Genomic DNA, 15,269 nt, shown 5'->3' with positions numbered 1-15,269 from the left:
GGGGGGGGGGGGGGGGGGGGGGGGGGGGGGGGGGGGGGGGGGCGGCGGGGGCCCCCCCCCCCGGCGAGCGCAGCGGTTTAAGGGAACCGCAGCTCCACCACGCCGTCATGCGGCAACGCCACCCGCACCACCTCGCTCTGCAGGTCGCCATCGCTGCGGTTGGCGCTGCCACTGCGCGAAATGCGCGCCAGCACCTCCACGTCGGCATGCGCGGACAGCGGCGCAGTCGGCATCGGGCTGTCGCCGTCACCGAGGCCGACCGTCGCCGGGAAACCGGCCAGCGGCAGCCTGCGTGCGGCCACCGGCATCGGCGGGCCGCCGACGGCACGGGCAAGCACGAACACCTGGGTGCTGGCCGGCCAATCAGCCTGCTTCAACGAGGCGGGCAGCTGCACGCGCACCTGCAGCAGGGCGGGCGCATCCGCGACCGGTGCGTCCGCGGCCTGTCCGGCCGCTTCGCGGGCGACCGCGATCTGCGCCTGCAGCGCCTGCGCAGCACCGGGCTCCAGTCGTGGCAGCAGGCTGCTCCAGACGTCGGCGGCTTCGGCATTCCTGCCGCGCTGGCGCAGGGCGATGCCCAGCAGCCAGCTGGCACGCTCGGCGTCGGGTGCGAGGCGACGGGCCTGCTGCAGCCAGTCCATCGCGGTGTCATCGAATTGCTTGCCGGCATCGGCCTGGGCGCGCGCCTGCGCGGCTTCCACCAGTACGCCGGCATCATCCGGGGCCAGGGCCACGGCGCGGGCGAAGGCCTCGGCGGCGGCGCGGGTATCGCCCAGTTCGGCCTGCGAGCGGCCCAGCAGTGCCCAGCCATCGGCGCGCTGCGGGTCGCGCTGCAGTGCCTGCTGCAGTGCCTTCACCCCATCACGCAGGGTCGCCACCGACGGTGCCGGCTGCACCTGTGCGGCACGCGGGTCGCCCACCAGCAGGTACAGGCAGGCGCCGACCACGCCCAGTGCCAGCACACCCGGCACGAAACCGCGGCGGCCCTGCCGGCGCAGCGGCCACAGCACCAGCGCGGCCATCAGCGCCGCCACGAGACCGGCCAGCACGGGCAGAAGGTTGCTCACCAGCCATCTCCTTCATCGGCGTTGCCGGCCGATGCCGGCGCCACGTTGCGGCCACGGCGGCGGACGATGCCCAGCACCACCACGCCACCGGCGCCGAGCAGCAGCAGCGGGCCGCCCCACAGCAGCCAGGTGCCCGGCTGCAGCGGCGGCTGGTACAGCACGAACTCGCCGTAGCGGGCGACCAGGAACTGCTTGATCTGTTCGTCGTCGAGGCCCTGCTGCATCAGCTGCAGCACCTCGCGGCGCAGGTCCTGGGCGATCTGTGCGTTGGAATCGGCCAGTGACTGGTTCTGGCACTGCACGCAGCGCAGCTGCGCGGCCAGGTTATGGAATCGGGCTTCTTCAGCCGCGTCGCGGAAGGCGAGCGGACGCGGGTCGTGCAGCGGCTGCTGGGCAGGCGCGGGCAGCGCCGCCGCCATCAGCAGCGCAAGCAGCAGCCAGTGCAGCGGCTTACGGATTACCGTGCAGGCCGGCATCGGCATTGCCCTGGGCCTTCTCGATCTTCTGCAGCGCGGGGATCAGCTTCTCGTCGACCACCTGCTGGGTCATTGCGCCGCTGTACTTCCAACGCACGATGCCGCTGCCGTCGACCAGGAAGGTTTCCGGCGCGGCGGTCACGCCCCAGTCGATGGCGGTGCGGCCTTCAACATCGCTCAGCACCACCATGAACGGGTTGCCCAGCGTTTCCAGCCAGTGCAGCGCGTCGGTCGGCTCGTCCTTCCAGTTGTAGCCGATCACGCGCACGCGCTTGCTCTCGGCGAAGCGGGTCAGTACCGGGTGTTCCTCGCGGCAGGCCGCGCACCAGCTGCCCCACACGTTCAACAGGTAGGGCGCACCGCGCAGTTCTTCGCTGCGCACGGTCATGCTCGGGTCGTGCAGCACCGGCAGGGCAAAGGCCGGTGCCGGCTTGTCGATCAGCGCCGAGGGCAGCACGTCGCGCTGCGGGTCGCCCGATTTCATCACCCCGTAGATCATCAGCCCAAGCAGGCCGAAGAAGAACAGTACGCCGATCACGATGGCTACCGGCGGCAGCGGGCGGGACGGGCGCGGGGCGGGGGACTCGGACATGGAAACTCCTACGGACGACGGAAACGACGATCAGCGGCGGTGATGAATCCGCCCAGGGCCATCAGCAGCGCGCCCAGCCAGATCCAGCGCACGAACGGCTTGATGTGCACCCGTACCGCCCATGCATTGTTGCCCAGCGGCTCGCCCAATGCCACGTAGACATCACCGCTCAGGCGTGCATCGATGCCGGCCTCGGTCATCACCTGGCCGCCGCTGGCGTACTGGCGCTTTTCCGGATGCAGCAGGGCCAGCTCGCGACCGTCGCGGAACACGCGCAGATGGCCGCGGTCGGCGGTGAAGTTGGGGCCTTCGCGATGGTCCACGCCTTCAAAGCGCACTTCATGGCGGCCGACCACCACCTGCTGGCCCGGCGCCAGCGCGACTTCGCGCTGCACGTTCAGCGCTTCCACCAGCAGCGCGCCGGCCAGGAACACGGCAATGCCGGTGTGGGCGACGATCATGCCGAGCATTTCGGCGGTGAAGCGGCCATTGCCGCGCAGGCGCTGCCAGATAAAGCGCGCCGTACCCAGGCCAACCCAGGCCGCTGCAGCCACGCCGAGGCCGGCCTTCCAGCCGTTCTGCGGCGCCTGCCACCAGGCCAGAGCGCCCAGCAGCACGGCCAGGCCCAGCCACGGGGCGAGCAGGGCGAACGCGCGCGACGGCTGGTCACGCTGCCACTTCACCAGCGGGCCGAACGGCAGCAGCAGCACCATCGGTGCCATCAGCAGCAGGAACAGGCTGCCGAAATAGGGCGGGCCGACCGAGATCTTGCCCAGTGACAGCGCGTCGGCCAGCAGCGGATACAGCGTGCCCAGCAGCACCATCGCGCAGGCGGTGGCCAGCAGCAGGTTGTTGGCCAGCAGCAGGGTCTCGCGCGAGGTGGCGGTGAAGCCGCGGCGCGGGTCATCGGCTTCCACGCTGAGGCCGCTGGCACGCAGCACGTACAGCAGCAGGCTGCCACCGACCAGCAGCGACAGGAACACCAGGATGAACAGGCCACGCGAGGGATCGGCGGCGAACGAATGCACGCTGGTCAGCACGCCCGAGCGCACCAGGAACGTGCCCAGCAGCGACAGCGCGAAGGCGGCGATGGCCAGCAGCAGGGTCCAGCTGCCGAAGGTGCCGCGCTTTTCAGTGACGGCCTGCGAGTGGATCAGCGCCGCACCGACCAGCCACGGCATGAAACTGGCATTTTCCACCGGGTCCCAGAACCACCAGCCGCCCCAGCCCAGCTCGTAATAGGCCCACCAGCTGCCCAGCGCGATGCCCAGGGTCAGGAAGCCCCAGGCCACGTTGGTCCATGGGCGCGTCCAGCGCAGCCAGCGCGCATCCACGCGGCCTTCCAGCAGGGCGGCCACGGCGAAGGCGAACGGCACGGCAAAGCCCACGTAGCCCAGGTACAGCATCGGCGGGTGGATGATCAGGCCCGGGTCCTGCAGCAGCGGGTTGAGGTCGCGGCCTTCCAGCGGCGCCGGGTTCAGGCGCAGGAACGGGTTGGAGGTGAAGATCAGGAAGGCGAGGAAGCCGACGCTGACCACGCCCATCACCGCCAGCACGCGGGCCTGCACCGGCGCGGGCAGGTGCCGCGAGAACAGCGCCACCGCACCGGTCCACAGCGCCAGCACCAGCGCCCACATCAGCAGCGAGCCTTCGTGCGCGCCCCAGACCGCCGAGTAGCGGTAGATCATCGGCAGCAGTGAATTGGAATTCTCGGCCACGTAGCGCACCGAGAAATCCTGCTGTACGAAGGCAGCGGTCAGCACCGCGAACGCGCCGGCCACCAGCAGCAGCTGGGCGAAGGCGGCCGGTCGGGCCACCGCCATCCACGCGTCGTTGCCGCGCTGCGCGCCGACCAGCGGCAGGCCGGCCTGCAGCAGCGAGGCCAGCAACGCGCACAGCAGCAGGATCTGGCCCAGCTCTGGCAGCACTCCAGGCAACACTCAGCGCACCTCGGTGGCCGGTACCGGCACGTCGTGCTTGCGATGGGCATCGCCCATCTTGTCGGCCACTTCCTTCGGCACGTACTTCTCATCGTGCTTGGCCAGCACTTCATCGGCGACGAACACGCCGTCCTGCAGGCGCCCGCTGGCGACCACGGCGGTGCCCTCGGCGAACATGTCCGGCAGGATGCGCGAGGTCAGCACGGCCAGCTGCGCGTCGCCATCGGTGACCTCGAAGCGGGCATCGAGCGAGCCGACCGGGCGGTTGAACGAGCCCTTGACCACCATGCCGCCAAGACGGAAGCGGGTCTGCGCATCGACGTCGCCGCGCAGCACTTCCGACGGCGTGTAGAGGTAGGCGATGTTGCGCTCCAGCGCCATCGCCACCAGTGCGGTGGCCAGGCCGGAGGCGAGCAGCGCCAGCAGCACCCAGGCCATGCGGCGGCGCTGCACCGGGGTCATCGCTCCAGCTCCGCCGACAGCACCGGCGCGGCCTGCTGCGCGCTCTGCCGTGCCTGCTGCCGCTGCTGGCGCGACTGCGCCTGGCGGCGCGCGGCGCGCAGGCGCAGCCACGAACCGATGGCATCGGCCAGCAGCACCAGCACGAACACCGCATAGGCGCCGATCACGAAGGGCAGGTGGGTCATTGCGGGGTCTCCTCCACGCGCGCGCCGACCCAGGCCTTGCCGGCCTCGCGGTCGAGGTTGTCGGCGCGTGCCTTGGCCAGTACCGAGCCGGCGAACCAGAACTTGGTGCCGATCACCATCCACCACAGCGGCGCGATCATCGCGCTGCTGATCGCCGAGTCACCGAACACGCTGATCGACTGGCGCTGGTGCAGGCCGCCCCACCAGTCCACCGAATAGCGGATGACCGGCAGCAGGCTGACGCCGACGATGGCCAGCAGGCCGGCCGCGCGCGCGGCGCTGCGACGGTCCTCGATGGCGTGGTACAGGCCGATGACCCCCAGGTACAGGAACAGCAGGACCAGTTCGCTGGTCATGCGCGGGTCCCAGTCCCACCAGGTGCCCCAGGTGCCCTTGCCCCAGATGCTGCCGGTGAGAAGGGTGATGAGGGTGAAGCCGGCGCCCATCGGCGCGCAGGCCATGGCCAGGATCTCGCAGATCTTGATGCGCCAGATCAGCGCGATGGCGGCGTAGAGGGCCATCAGCGCGAACACGAACAGGCTCATCCAGGCGCTGGGCACGTGGATGTAGAGGATGCGGAAGCTGTCCAGCTGGCGTGCTTCCGGCGGCACCACCAGCAGGGCCTGCCACAGGCCGACCAGCAGCACCGGCAGCGCGGCGATGTAGAACACACGCGACCAGCGGGCAGCGAAACGATCGAAGGTGGGCGGCGAACCGAGTTGATGGAACCAGCGGACGATCGGATTCATGCGTGACGGCTATCCAGCAGGGGTGGATTGGCTCTCTGCCCGTTCAACTCAGGGAAATACGGATGGCCGCAGCCGTCGCCAGCGGTGCCAGCAGCAGGGCGACCACCAGTCCGGCGCCCAGCATCAGCAGCGCACCGACCGGATCCTGCCCGCGGCTGGCCGCCGCCAGACTGCCCGCACCGAACACCAGCACCGGTACGTACAGCGGCAACGACAGCAACGCCACGAGAATACCAGAGCGCCGGATGCCCACGGTCAGCGCGGCGACCACGCCACCGATCAGGCTCAGCACCGGTGTTCCCAGCAGCAACGATGCCAGCAACATCGGCAGTTGGTCATGTGGCAGATGCAGCATTTCCGCCAGCAGCGGGCTGACCACGATCAGCGGCAGCGCGGTGGTAGCCCAGTGCAGCAGCACGCGCACCAGCACCAGCCAGGCCAGTGGCACCGGCGCCAGCAGCCATTGTTCCAGCGATCCATCCTCGGCATCGGAACGGAACAGCGAATCCAGCGCCAGCTGCCCGGCCAGCAGTACCGCCAGCCACAGCACGGCACCGGCGGTGGCCGCCAGCGGCTGCGGATCGCGGCCCTGCGCCAGCGCGAACAGCACCACCACCAGCAGGGCGAACAGCACCGGCTGCAGCGCATCGCCACGGCGGCGCCAGAGCAGGCGCAGATCGCGCGAGAACAGGGCGCGGGCGGTCTGCCACAGGCCCGGTTCGGTACCCGGGGCGATCATGCGGCACCTCCGGGCACGGTCGCGGCCGGTTGCCCGGGCACGCGCAGCTCGAGCAGGCGCGTGCGCACCGGCGGTGCGGCATAGGCGCCGTGGGTGGTGACCAGGGCGGCACCGCCGCCGCGCAGATGCGCCGAAATCATCCGGTTGACCAGGTTGATGCCATCCAGATCGAGGTTGGCGTAGGGTTCGTCGAGCAGCCACAGCGGTGCCGGCGACAGCCAGATGCGGGCCAGCGCCAGGCGCCTTTTCTGCCCGGCCGACAGGTGCCGCACCAGGGTGTCCTCATAACCGGCCAGTCCGACGATGGCCAGCGCGCTGCCGGGCATCTGCTTGGCCCGGCGGCCGTGCAGGCCGCAGAGGAAGTGCAGGTTCTCCAGCGTGTCCAGGTCCGGCTTCAGCGCCGGCAGGTGGCTGAGGTAGGCGACATAGCGGGCGCGTTCGGTGTTGCTGGCCTGCTTGCCGTCGATGCGCACCTGGCCGGCGCCGGGGCGGGCCAGGCCGGCCAGCACGCGCAGCAGGGTGGTCTTGCCGGCACCATTGCCGCCCTGCACCAGCAGGGCCTCGCCGGCATCCACGTGGAAGTCCAGCGGGCCGAACACGGGTTCGTCATTGCGGGAGAAGCTCAGGCCGCTGGCGGCCAGCAATGCTGGGGTGTTCAAGGGGCAGGGGTCTTCGTGCCGGAGTGCGGCGGCAATTGTAGCGATGAAACCTGCCCCGGTAGCGCCGGGCCATGCCCGGCGGCCGCAGGGAATATGCAAACAGCCGCCGGATATGACCCGGCGCTACCGGTTGAGTCCACGGGCAGGGCGTGGATTTCGTACACTTTCAGTCCTTGTCTCCCCATTCCCCCAGGCCGATGCAACCCACCACCAAGCTGCCCAAGGTCGGTACCACGATCTTCACCGTGATGTCCCAGCTCGCCGCCGAACACGGCGCGGTCAACCTGGGCCAGGGTTTCCCGGATTTCTCCGCGCCGCAGCGTCTGATCGACGAAACCACCAAGGCCATGGCCGCCGGCCTGAACCAGTACCCGCCGATGACCGGCGTGGCCCCGCTGCGCCAGGCCATCGCACAGAAGTCGCTGGACCTGTACGGCGCCACCATCGACCCGGACACCGAGATCACCGTCACCAGCGGCGCCACCGAGGCGATCTTCAACGCCATCCACGCCGTGGTGCGTGCCGGCGAGGAAGTGATCGTGCTGGACCCGGCCTACGACTGCTATGAACCGGCCATCGAGCTGGCCGGCGCCATCGCCGTGCACGTGCCGCTGGACCCGCAGACCTTCGCCGTGGACTGGGACCGCGTGCGTGCGGCGATCACCCCGCGCACCCGCATGCTGATGGTCAACACCCCGCACAACCCGTCGGGTGCGATGCTGGACGAGGCCGACATGCAGGCGCTGGCCGACCTGCTGCGTGGCACGCAGATCTACCTGATCTCCGATGAGGTGTACGAGCACATCATCTACGACGGCCGCCGCCACGAATCGGCGCTGCGCTACCCGGAACTGCGCGAGCGCACCTTCGTCATCTCCAGCTTCGGCAAGACCTACCACTGCACCGGCTGGAAGATCGGCTACGCGGTGGCGCCGCCGCTGCTGACCGCCGAGTTCCGCAAGGTGCACCAGTACAACACCTTCACCAGCTTCGGCCCGGCCCAGTACGGCTTCGCCGCGATGATCCGCGACGAGCCCGAGCACCACCTGGAACTGGGTGCGTTCTACCAGGCCAAGCGCGACCGCTTCCGCGAGCAGCTGGCTGGCACCCGCCTGAAGCCGCTGCCGGTCCCGGGCGGTTACTTCCAGCTGGTCGACTACTCGGCCATCAGCGATCTGCCCGACCACGAATTCGTGAAGTGGCTGACCATCGAGAAGGGCGTCACCGCCATTCCGCTGTCGCCGTTCTACGAGACCGCGCCCGTCGGCCAGCGCCTGGTGCGTCTGTGCTTCGCCAAGAACGAAGCGACCCTGGACGCGGCGATCGAACGCCTGCGCCTGCTCTGAGGACGTGACGACCATGCAGGACCTGCGCATTTCCCTCGTCCAGGGCGACACCCGCTGGCATGACCCGGCGGGCAACCGTGAGTACTACGGCGCGCTGCTGGCGCCGCTGGCCGGCAGCACCGACCTGGTGATCCTGCCGGAGACGTTCACCAGTGGCTTCTCCAACGAGGCCATCGCCCAGGCCGAAGGCATGGACGGCCCGACCGTGGCCTGGGTGCGCGAACAGGCGAAGGCGCTGGACGCGGCGGTGATCGGCAGCGTGCAGCTGCGCGATGGCGAAGGCGTCTACAACCGCCTGCTGTTCGCCACCCCGGACGGCGCGCTGCAGTACTACGACAAGCGCCACCTGTTCCGTTACGGCGGCGAGCACGAGCGTTACGCCGCTGGCCGCGATCGCCTGAGCGTGGAATGGAAGGGCTGGCGGATCAATCCGCAGGTCTGCTACGACCTGCGTTTCCCGGTGTTCTGCCGCAACCGCTACAACGTGGAGCGGGCAGGGCAGATGGATTTCGACCTGCAGATCTTCGTGGCCAACTGGCCGTCGGCGCGTGCCTACGCGTGGAAGACCCTGCTGCGCGCACGGGCAATCGAGAACCTGTGCTTCGTGGCGGCGGTCAACCGCATCGGCGTGGACGGCAACCAGCTGCACTACGCCGGCGACAGCGCGGTGATCGACTTCCTCGGCCAGCCGCAGGTGGAGATCCGCGAACGCGAGCAGGTGGTCACCACCACCATCTCGGCCGAGGCCCTGGCCGCGCACCGCGCGCGCTTCCCGGCGATGCTCGATGCCGATGCGTTCCACCTGGACGAACGGGCCTGAGACCGGCCCCGGTGTGGCGGCTGAACGCTTGCCACACCGCCTCGCGCGCCTGCATCCACCGTGCACGCGCGCGCTGCTAGATTCGCGGCCAGTCCGACCTGAAGTGGAAGTCCTGCCGATGAACAAGCCCCTTGTCCTGCTGCTGGCGCTGGCCGCAGCCTCTCTGGCCCCGGCGGCACATGCCGGTGGCAACCTCGACTGCCAGCTACGCTACAACCTGTCCGGCTGGTCGCTGATCTACAAGACCGCCTCGGGCAACGGCACCCTCCAGTGCAGCAACGGCGCGACCATGCCGGTGCGCATCCAGCTCAAGGGCGGTGGCCTGACCGTGGGCAAGTCGAAGATCACCAACGGCCGCGGCAGCTTCACCGGTGCGGTGGGCATCAACGAACTGCTCGGCACCTATGCCTCGGTGGGTGCGCACGCCGGCGCGGTGAAATCCAGCAACGCGCAGGTGATGACCAAGGGCGATGTCTCGCTGGCCCTGTCCGGCACCGGCAAGGGCTGGGACCTGGGCGTGGACGGCACCGCCTTCACCATCAGCCGCCGCTGATCCCGGTCCATCCACGCATGGCGTGGATCTACTAGGGATTCGTTCCACCCGATAAAGAAAAACCCCGGCCGGAGCCGGGGTTTTTCATTTCAGACGTGTCAGCGATCAGCCGCCGCGCGGGCCGCTGCGACGCGGGCCGCCCGGACCGCGGTTGCCGCCGGGGCCACCCGGGCCACGGTTGCCACCCGGGCCGCCGGGACCACGGTTGCCACCGGGACCACCCGGGCCACGGTTGCCGCCCGGACCGCGATTGCCGCCCGGACGACCGTTGCCGGCCGGACGCGCGCTGCCGTACGGGTTGAAGCCCGGATTGGCGTGGTCGGACGGGAAGCTCGGGGCGTTGCCCGGATGGCCGTACGGGTGCTTGTTGCCCTGGCCCTGCGAGCGGTTGCCCGCACCGGCCGGACGACCCTGGCCGCCACCGGCGCCACCACGGCCTTCGCCGCCGAAGCCGCCGCGACCCTGGCCGCCACCTGCACCGGCGCCCGGACCCTTCGGCTTGCCGTACGGACGGCCCTGGCCGCCCGCGCCAGCGCCCGGACCACGGGCACCCGGGCCACGTGCGCCCGGACCGGCGTTGCGGTGGCCGCTCGGGCCGGTGCTGACACCGTCCGGCACGTACCAGGTACGGAATGCGGCCGGGTTGCCTTCCGGCAGCGAACGGTCATTCTTCGGCGCGCGCTGCTTGAACGGCTTCTGCGACTGCTTGGCGGCTGCTTCGCCGCTGACGGTCAGGCCGCCCTTGAAGCCGCCACCCTTGCCGCCGCGACCACGGCCGCGGTCTTCGCGCACGTTGTCGAAGCGACGCAGTTCGCGACCTTCATCGGCGGTGCTGTGGCCGTTGACGTAGGCATTGCCACGACCGCCTTCGCGCACGCGCACGGTGGTCTTGGCGGCGCGACGCTGGCCGATCACCGGCTGCAGGGTCAGTGCCGACGGCGCGCCTTCTTCCAGCTTCAGCTGCGCGCGCAGGGCTTCGACCTGGGCGGTGGGCAGTTCGACCGAATGGCCACGCACCAGTTCGCGCGGCAGGCTGACCTTGCCGTAGCGGGTGCGCTTCAGGCGGCTGACCTGGCAGCCCTGCGATTCCCACAGGCGGCGCACTTCGCGGTTGCGGCCTTCCTTCACCACGACGCGGAACCAGTCGTGCGAATCGGTGCCGCCGATGCGTTCGATCTCGTCGAACTTGGCCGGGCCGTCTTCCAGCGCCACGCCACGGGCGAGGCGGTCGACGATGGCGTCGGAGACCTTCTCTTCGCCTTCCGGGGCGCGCACGCGCACCACGTACTCGCGCTCGACCTCGAACGACGGGTGCATCATGGCGTTGGCCAGTTCACCGTCGGTGGTGGCCAGCAGCAGGCCGGTGGTGTTGATGTCCAGGCGGCCGATGGCGATCCAGCGCGCGCCCTTCAGCGGCGGCAGGGATTCGAACACGGTCGGGCGGCCTTCGGGATCTTCGCGGGTGGTCACTTCGCCTTCCGGCTTGTTGTAGACCAGCACGCGCGACGGCTCGGCCAGGGCGGTGGCGACGAAGCCACGGCCATCCAGCTCGATCTTGTCGCCGCTCTTGACCGACATGCCGGTCTGCGCGACTTCGCCGTTGACCTTGACCAGGCCTTCGGCGATGCGCTGTTCCAGCGCACGGCGCGAGCCGAGGCCGGCCTGGGCCAGCACCTTGTGCAGGCGCTCTTCCAGCTTGAACTGTTCGGAGGTGGCTTCGCGCTTCAGCGAGAGCTTGTTACGGGGGGTGTCACTCATCAGTTTTGCTCCGGCCGACGGTTTCGAGGTCGGCCTCTGGTTCGGAATCGGCTTGGTCAACAGCCACGGTCGTCGTCGCGACGGCGTTGTCTTCGCGTTCGTTCACTGGCACCGCGCGCTCGCCCGGCGCGGAATCGGGGTGCCCATCATCGAGGGGCGAAGGTGCTTGCTCATCGGTGGCCGGCGCAGCAGCTGCGTCGGCGGAATCGGGGGTGTTGCCATCGCCGCCCTGCAGGCCGGCGTCATCGTTGGCGGCCGCGTCGGGGTCGGCGCTGATGTCCGGGCCGGCGGCACCGGCAACGGCGGGACCATCGCGGTCCAGCGCCAGCTGCGGTTCCAGCTCGCCCAGGTCTTTCAGTTCCGACAGCGGCGGCAGTTCGTCCAGGCGCTTCAGGCCGAAATAGTCCAGGAAGCCCTTGGTGGTGCCAAACAGCGCCGGCTTGCCGGGCACGTCGCGGTGGCCGACCACGCGGATCCATTCGCGCTCTTCCAGTGCCTGGATGATGTTGCTGCTGACCGCCACGCCGCGCACCTGCTCGATCTCGCCGCGGGTGATCGGCTGCCGGTAGGCAATCAGCGCCAGGGTTTCCAGGGTGGCGCGGGTGTAACGGGTCTTGCGCTCGGTCCACAGCCGGCTGATCCAGCCGTGCACTTCGCCGGTCACCTGGTAGCGGAAGCCGGAGGCGACCTCGACCAGTTCCACGCCACGCCCTTCGCAGCCTTCGCGCAGGCGCTCCAGCGCACGTTCGATGCTGCCCGGCGGTGCCGGTTCCTCTTCCGGGAACAGGTCTTTCAGCTGGGCCAGGGTGAGCGGCTGGCTGGAGGCCAGCAGGGCACCTTCGACAATGCGGTTGATCAGCGTCTGGTCCATCGGCAGTCAGCGCTCACTCGTTCTCATTGGCGGCGTCGTTGTCGTCGAACTCGCTGCTGAACTGCAGCGGGGCGTTGGTGTTGCCGGCGGCCAGGGACTTCACGTAGATCGGCGCCAGCGGCTCTTCCTGGACCAGGTCCAGCAGCTGTTCCTTGGCCAGTTCCAGCACTGCCAGGAACGTGACCAGCACGCCCAGCTTGCCTTCTTCGGCGGTGAACAGCCCTTCAAAGCGGTAGAACCTGCCGTCTTCCAGACGACCCAGCACTTCACCCATGCGCTGGCGCACGCTCAGGGCCTCGCGCTTGATCGCGTGGCCGCTGAACAGCTCGGCGCGCTTGAGCACGTCGTGCAGGGCCAGCAGCATTTCCTTCAGGTCTACCGGCGGCGGCAGCTTCACCGTCGCCCGCTCGGGCATGAAGGCGTGCGCCACCGTGGTGTCGCGGTCCTGGCGGGGCAGGGCGTCGATATCCTCGGCGGCCTGCTTGAAACGTTCGTACTCCTGCAGCCGGCGCACCAGCTCGGCGCGCGGGTCGGCCTCGTCGCCATCTTCACTGACCGGGCGCGGCAGCAGCATGCGCGACTTCACCTCGGCCAGGATGGCGGCCATCACCAGGTACTCGGCGGCCAGTTCGAAACGCAGCTCGCGCATCACGGTGATGTATTCCACGTACTGCCGGGTGATCTCGGCCACGGGAATGTCCAGCACGTCCAGGTTCTGCCGGCGGATCAGGTACAGCAGCAGGTCCAGCGGACCTTCAAAGGCATCCAGGATGACTTCCAGCGCATCCGGCGGGATGTACAGGTCCTGCGGGATCTGCAGGACCGGTTGCCCATGCACCACGGCCAGCGGCATTTCCTGCTGCTGGGGGGCGGGCGGCCGGGTTGGCGGGTTCGCGTCGAGCGCGAGTTCGGAAGTCATCTAATGGACAATAGGATTGCAACGGACCAGTCGCGGTGCCGGTTCTGCCGGGCCTTCGCCACGGCGCCGCAGGCACCAGACACGCCGGGATCGGCGCGATTCCACACATATCAAACAGCAGGACGCGCCGCAGGAAAACGGCGGCGACGGAACTACGGGGAGGTCGTCTACGTGGCCCGGCCGGTTGGCCCGGTTCGAAGCAGCGGTACGGTCGTCGGGGGCTGCGTTGGCCGCAAAAACCGACGGGCTGCTGCATCACGCCACGTGCAATGGTGTCTAGGGTACGGCTTTGGCTGGCCAGTGTCCAGCCGGGCCGGTATCGGCGGCCCATTGGCTAGAATCGACGCACCGCAACATGAACGAGGAATGCCCGTGTTCTATGTGATTGAAGGTTACGACGGCCAGGATGTGCTGGCGCAGCGGCTGCAGGCCCGGCCCGAGCATCTGGCGCGGCTGCACGCGCTGCGCGACGAGGGACGCCTGCTGCTGGCCGGGCCGTGCCCGGCGATCGACAGCGAGGATCCGGGTCCCGCTGGCTTCAGTGGTTCGGTGGTGATTGCCGCGTTCGAGTCTCTCGCGCAGGCCCGCGAGTGGGCCGATGCCGACCCGTATGTGGCCGCGGGCGTCTACACCCGCGTCGAGGTCCGGCCGTTCCGCAAGGTGCTGCCATGAGCGCGCAGCGCATCGATCTAATACGTGTTGCATTGCAGCAGGCGCTGGCGCCGAGCACGCTGGAGATCGAAGATGACAGCCATCGCCATGCCGGCCATGCCGGAGCGCGCGACGGACGCGGCCATTTCAACGTGCTGGTGGTCAGTGAACAGTTCGCCGGCATGGCCCCGTTGGCGCGCCATCGCGCCGTGTATGCCGCGCTGGGCGGGCTGATGGAGACCGATATCCATGCGCTGTCCATCCGCGCATACACCCTGTCCGAGCAGGGCTGATGGCCTGTCCCGCAAAGTCCTGCCAGGTCCAGGAACAGACCTGTCCACGTCAGATTTCTGTGTCCATCTGGGGACATTCGTCTAACGGAGTGTTTACAAGCGCAGATGGAAACGCTTACATTCCGCGCCAAGCTGGTAGGTCCAAGCCGTGGAGGGCGGCTTCGTGAACAAGGCAGCCATAACAATCAAAGACGTCGCACGAGAAGCCCGGGTCTCCGTGGCCACGGTTTCCCGCGCGCTGAACGGGCATGAGAATGTCGCCGAACCGGTCCGCCAGCTTGTGCTGGAGGTCGCCGCGAGGCTGCGTTACACCCCGCACGCCGCCGCACGCAGCCTGAGCAGCCGCCGTACCAATACGGTGGGCGTGGTGCTGCCTGACCTGTACGGCGAATTCTTCTCCGAGCTGATGCGCGGCATCGACAACGTTGCCCGCAACCGTCGCCAGCACCTGCTGGTGTCCAGCTACCACGGCGACCAGGTACAGCAGGGCGCCGCCCTGCGTGCCATGCGCGGCCGCGTCGATGGCCTGCTGGTGCTCTCGCCCTATGCCGAGAGCCCCGGCTTCCTCACCGACAACCTGCCGCAGTCGCTGCCCACGGTCCTGATCAACACCTATCTGCCGGGGCAGGATCACCCGGTCCTGAGCATCGACGATCACGCCGGTGCGATGGCCATGACCCGCCACCTGCTCGATGCCGGCCACCGCCGCATCGCGTTCATTTCTGGCCCGGACCTCAACTTCGACGCGCGCGAGCGCCTGCGTGGCTTCCGCGACGCGCTGGCGGCTTTTGGCAACGGCGCCGAAGGCATCGAGTTGCCCGGTGATTTCGACGAAGCTTCCGGCCATCGCGCCGGTCAGGAGATGCTGGCAGCCGGCGCGCTGCCCGATGCCGTGTTCGCCGCCAACGACATGATGGCCCTGGGTTGCCTGTATGCCTTCGCGCAGGCAGGCATCCACGTGCCCACCGATGTCGCCCTGGCGGGTTTCGATGACATTCCACTGGCGCGGTTTGTACACCCATCGTTGACCACCATGCAGGTCAGTATCGCCGAGTTGGGCGATAGGGCGATGACGCGTCTGATGCAGTTGATGGACGGCAACACCCCCGAAGGGGCAGGTGACAAGCAGACGCTTGTTCCCCGCCTCATCGTTCGCGATTCCACCACTCCGCCATCGGGCCATTGAAGC

The 15,269-nt window shown here is 69.0% G+C and carries 18 protein-coding genes; 6 read left to right on the top strand and 12 right to left on the bottom strand.

The window, feature by feature from the left end; genetic code table 11:
* Positions 1-77: 77 nt before the first annotated feature.
* Genes IAE56_RS09830 through ccmA form a run of 9 tightly spaced genes read right to left on the bottom strand, consistent with a single transcriptional unit; the run spans position 78 to position 6,869 of the window.
* On the bottom strand, positions 78-1,070 hold the full coding sequence (locus IAE56_RS09830; RefSeq protein WP_200752401.1) for a tetratricopeptide repeat protein: 993 nt from the start codon (positions 1,068-1,070) through the stop codon (positions 78-80).
* Positions 1,064-1,513 carry a cytochrome c-type biogenesis protein gene (locus tag IAE56_RS09825; protein ID WP_200752400.1) on the bottom strand — a complete coding sequence of 150 codons (450 nt, stop codon included), beginning with the start codon at positions 1,511-1,513 and terminating at the stop codon, positions 1,064-1,066. The genes IAE56_RS09830 and IAE56_RS09825 overlap by 7 nt, the downstream gene beginning before the upstream one ends.
* A 4-nt stretch (positions 1,514-1,517) precedes the next feature.
* Complete coding sequence (locus IAE56_RS09820; RefSeq protein WP_079222496.1) at positions 1,518-2,135, bottom strand: DsbE family thiol:disulfide interchange protein; 618 nt, start codon at positions 2,133-2,135, stop codon at positions 1,518-1,520.
* An 8-nt stretch (positions 2,136-2,143) separates the two neighbouring features.
* A complete protein-coding gene (locus IAE56_RS09815) occupies positions 2,144-4,063 on the bottom strand; it encodes a heme lyase CcmF/NrfE family subunit (RefSeq protein WP_200752399.1) in 1,920 nt (639 codons plus the stop codon).
* Between the two features lie 12 nt (positions 4,064-4,075).
* Complete coding sequence (gene ccmE, locus IAE56_RS09810; protein ID WP_108769353.1) at positions 4,076-4,537, bottom strand: cytochrome c maturation protein CcmE; 462 nt, start codon at positions 4,535-4,537, stop codon at positions 4,076-4,078.
* Positions 4,534-4,722, bottom strand: coding sequence for a heme exporter protein CcmD (ccmD, locus tag IAE56_RS09805; RefSeq protein WP_200752398.1), 189 nt, complete (start codon positions 4,720-4,722; stop codon positions 4,534-4,536). Before ccmD ends, ccmE begins: the two co-directional genes overlap by 4 nt.
* Positions 4,719-5,471: a heme ABC transporter permease CcmC gene (ccmC, locus tag IAE56_RS09800; RefSeq protein ID WP_200752397.1), complete on the bottom strand. Its 753-nt coding sequence runs from the start codon at positions 5,469-5,471 to the stop codon at positions 4,719-4,721. The genes ccmD and ccmC overlap by 4 nt, the downstream gene beginning before the upstream one ends.
* Positions 5,472-5,514: 43 nt before the next feature.
* Entirely contained in the window at positions 5,515-6,210 is a 696-nt protein-coding gene (ccmB, locus tag IAE56_RS09795; RefSeq protein WP_108769350.1) for a heme exporter protein CcmB, read from the bottom strand.
* Positions 6,207-6,869: a heme ABC exporter ATP-binding protein CcmA gene (gene ccmA / locus IAE56_RS09790; protein ID WP_116865088.1), complete on the bottom strand. Its 663-nt coding sequence runs from the start codon at positions 6,867-6,869 to the stop codon at positions 6,207-6,209. Before ccmA ends, ccmB begins: the two co-directional genes overlap by 4 nt.
* Before the next feature lie 197 nt (positions 6,870-7,066).
* On the opposite strand from ccmA, the gene IAE56_RS09785 reads away from it, so the two are divergent.
* The 3 genes from IAE56_RS09785 to IAE56_RS09775 all read left to right on the top strand — a co-directional run bounded on the left by IAE56_RS09785 (position 7,067) and on the right by IAE56_RS09775 (position 9,588).
* On the top strand, positions 7,067-8,215 hold the full coding sequence (locus IAE56_RS09785) for a pyridoxal phosphate-dependent aminotransferase (RefSeq protein WP_200752396.1): 1,149 nt from the start codon (positions 7,067-7,069) through the stop codon (positions 8,213-8,215).
* 13 nt (positions 8,216-8,228) lie between these two features.
* Positions 8,229-9,035 carry an amidohydrolase gene (locus IAE56_RS09780; RefSeq protein WP_108769347.1) on the top strand — a complete coding sequence of 269 codons (807 nt, stop codon included), beginning with the start codon at positions 8,229-8,231 and terminating at the stop codon, positions 9,033-9,035.
* Between the two features lie 118 nt (positions 9,036-9,153).
* The gene (locus IAE56_RS09775) at positions 9,154-9,588 is read left to right on the top strand and encodes a hypothetical protein (RefSeq protein WP_164075470.1); all 435 of its coding nucleotides are present in this window, start codon (positions 9,154-9,156) and stop codon (positions 9,586-9,588) included.
* 105 nt (positions 9,589-9,693) lie between these two features.
* On the opposite strand, the gene IAE56_RS09770 is transcribed toward IAE56_RS09775, so the two are convergent.
* From IAE56_RS09770 to IAE56_RS09760, 3 genes are read right to left on the bottom strand one after another with little or no spacing between them, the layout of a single operon-like run.
* Entirely contained in the window at positions 9,694-11,346 is a 1,653-nt protein-coding gene (locus IAE56_RS09770; RefSeq protein WP_200752395.1) for a pseudouridine synthase, read from the bottom strand.
* On the bottom strand, positions 11,339-12,217 hold the full coding sequence (scpB, locus tag IAE56_RS09765) for an SMC-Scp complex subunit ScpB (protein ID WP_079222485.1): 879 nt from the start codon (positions 12,215-12,217) through the stop codon (positions 11,339-11,341). The genes IAE56_RS09770 and scpB overlap by 8 nt, the downstream gene beginning before the upstream one ends.
* A 13-nt stretch (positions 12,218-12,230) precedes the next feature.
* Positions 12,231-13,136 (bottom strand): ScpA family protein, encoded by a 906-nt coding sequence (locus tag IAE56_RS09760; RefSeq protein WP_108769344.1) that lies wholly within the window; start codon positions 13,134-13,136, stop codon positions 12,231-12,233.
* A 372-nt stretch (positions 13,137-13,508) separates the two neighbouring features.
* On the opposite strand from IAE56_RS09760, the gene IAE56_RS09755 reads away from it, so the two are divergent.
* The 3 genes from IAE56_RS09755 (at position 13,509) to IAE56_RS09745 (ending at position 15,266) form a co-directional block, all read left to right on the top strand.
* Positions 13,509-13,808, top strand: a complete 300-nt coding sequence (locus IAE56_RS09755; RefSeq protein WP_108770714.1) for a YciI family protein — start codon at positions 13,509-13,511, stop codon at positions 13,806-13,808.
* On the top strand, positions 13,805-14,080 hold the full coding sequence (locus IAE56_RS09750; RefSeq protein ID WP_164075146.1) for a BolA family protein: 276 nt from the start codon (positions 13,805-13,807) through the stop codon (positions 14,078-14,080). The genes IAE56_RS09755 and IAE56_RS09750 overlap by 4 nt, the downstream gene beginning before the upstream one ends.
* A gap of 148 nt (positions 14,081-14,228) precedes the next feature.
* Positions 14,229-15,266 (top strand): LacI family DNA-binding transcriptional regulator, encoded by a 1,038-nt coding sequence (locus IAE56_RS09745; protein ID WP_079222482.1) that lies wholly within the window; start codon positions 14,229-14,231, stop codon positions 15,264-15,266.
* Positions 15,267-15,269: the final 3 nt, after the last annotated feature.

Origin of the sequence: Stenotrophomonas sp. S41 (assembly GCF_016624625.1) — a bacterium.
GTDB lineage: Bacteria > Pseudomonadota > Gammaproteobacteria > Xanthomonadales > Xanthomonadaceae > Stenotrophomonas.
The sequence above is the reverse complement of the archived record's forward strand: the minus strand, read 5'-3'. Positions and strand labels throughout refer to the sequence as shown.

What these genes read in the sequence shown, in the direction of transcription:
- ccmD (WP_200752398.1), bottom strand. Translation starts at nt 4,722, where the DNA reads ATGACCCACCTGCCCTTCGTGATCGGCGCCTATGCGGTGTTCGTGCTG.
- IAE56_RS09760 (WP_108769344.1), bottom strand. Translation starts at nt 13,136, where the DNA reads ATGACTTCCGAACTCGCGCTCGACGCGAACCCGCCAACCCGGCCGCCC.
- scpB (WP_079222485.1), bottom strand. Translation starts at nt 12,217, where the DNA reads ATGGACCAGACGCTGATCAACCGCATTGTCGAAGGTGCCCTGCTGGCC.
- IAE56_RS09775 (WP_164075470.1), top strand. Translation starts at nt 9,154, where the DNA reads ATGAACAAGCCCCTTGTCCTGCTGCTGGCGCTGGCCGCAGCCTCTCTG.
- IAE56_RS09780 (WP_108769347.1), top strand. Translation starts at nt 8,229, where the DNA reads ATGCAGGACCTGCGCATTTCCCTCGTCCAGGGCGACACCCGCTGGCAT.
- ccmC (WP_200752397.1), bottom strand. Translation starts at nt 5,471, where the DNA reads ATGAATCCGATCGTCCGCTGGTTCCATCAACTCGGTTCGCCGCCCACC.
- ccmB (WP_108769350.1), bottom strand. Translation starts at nt 6,210, where the DNA reads ATGATCGCCCCGGGTACCGAACCGGGCCTGTGGCAGACCGCCCGCGCC.
- IAE56_RS09820 (WP_079222496.1), bottom strand. Translation starts at nt 2,135, where the DNA reads ATGTCCGAGTCCCCCGCCCCGCGCCCGTCCCGCCCGCTGCCGCCGGTA.
- IAE56_RS09770 (WP_200752395.1), bottom strand. Translation starts at nt 11,346, where the DNA reads ATGAGTGACACCCCCCGTAACAAGCTCTCGCTGAAGCGCGAAGCCACC.
- IAE56_RS09785 (WP_200752396.1), top strand. Translation starts at nt 7,067, where the DNA reads ATGCAACCCACCACCAAGCTGCCCAAGGTCGGTACCACGATCTTCACC.
- IAE56_RS09750 (WP_164075146.1), top strand. Translation starts at nt 13,805, where the DNA reads ATGAGCGCGCAGCGCATCGATCTAATACGTGTTGCATTGCAGCAGGCG.
- ccmE (WP_108769353.1), bottom strand. Translation starts at nt 4,537, where the DNA reads ATGACCCCGGTGCAGCGCCGCCGCATGGCCTGGGTGCTGCTGGCGCTG.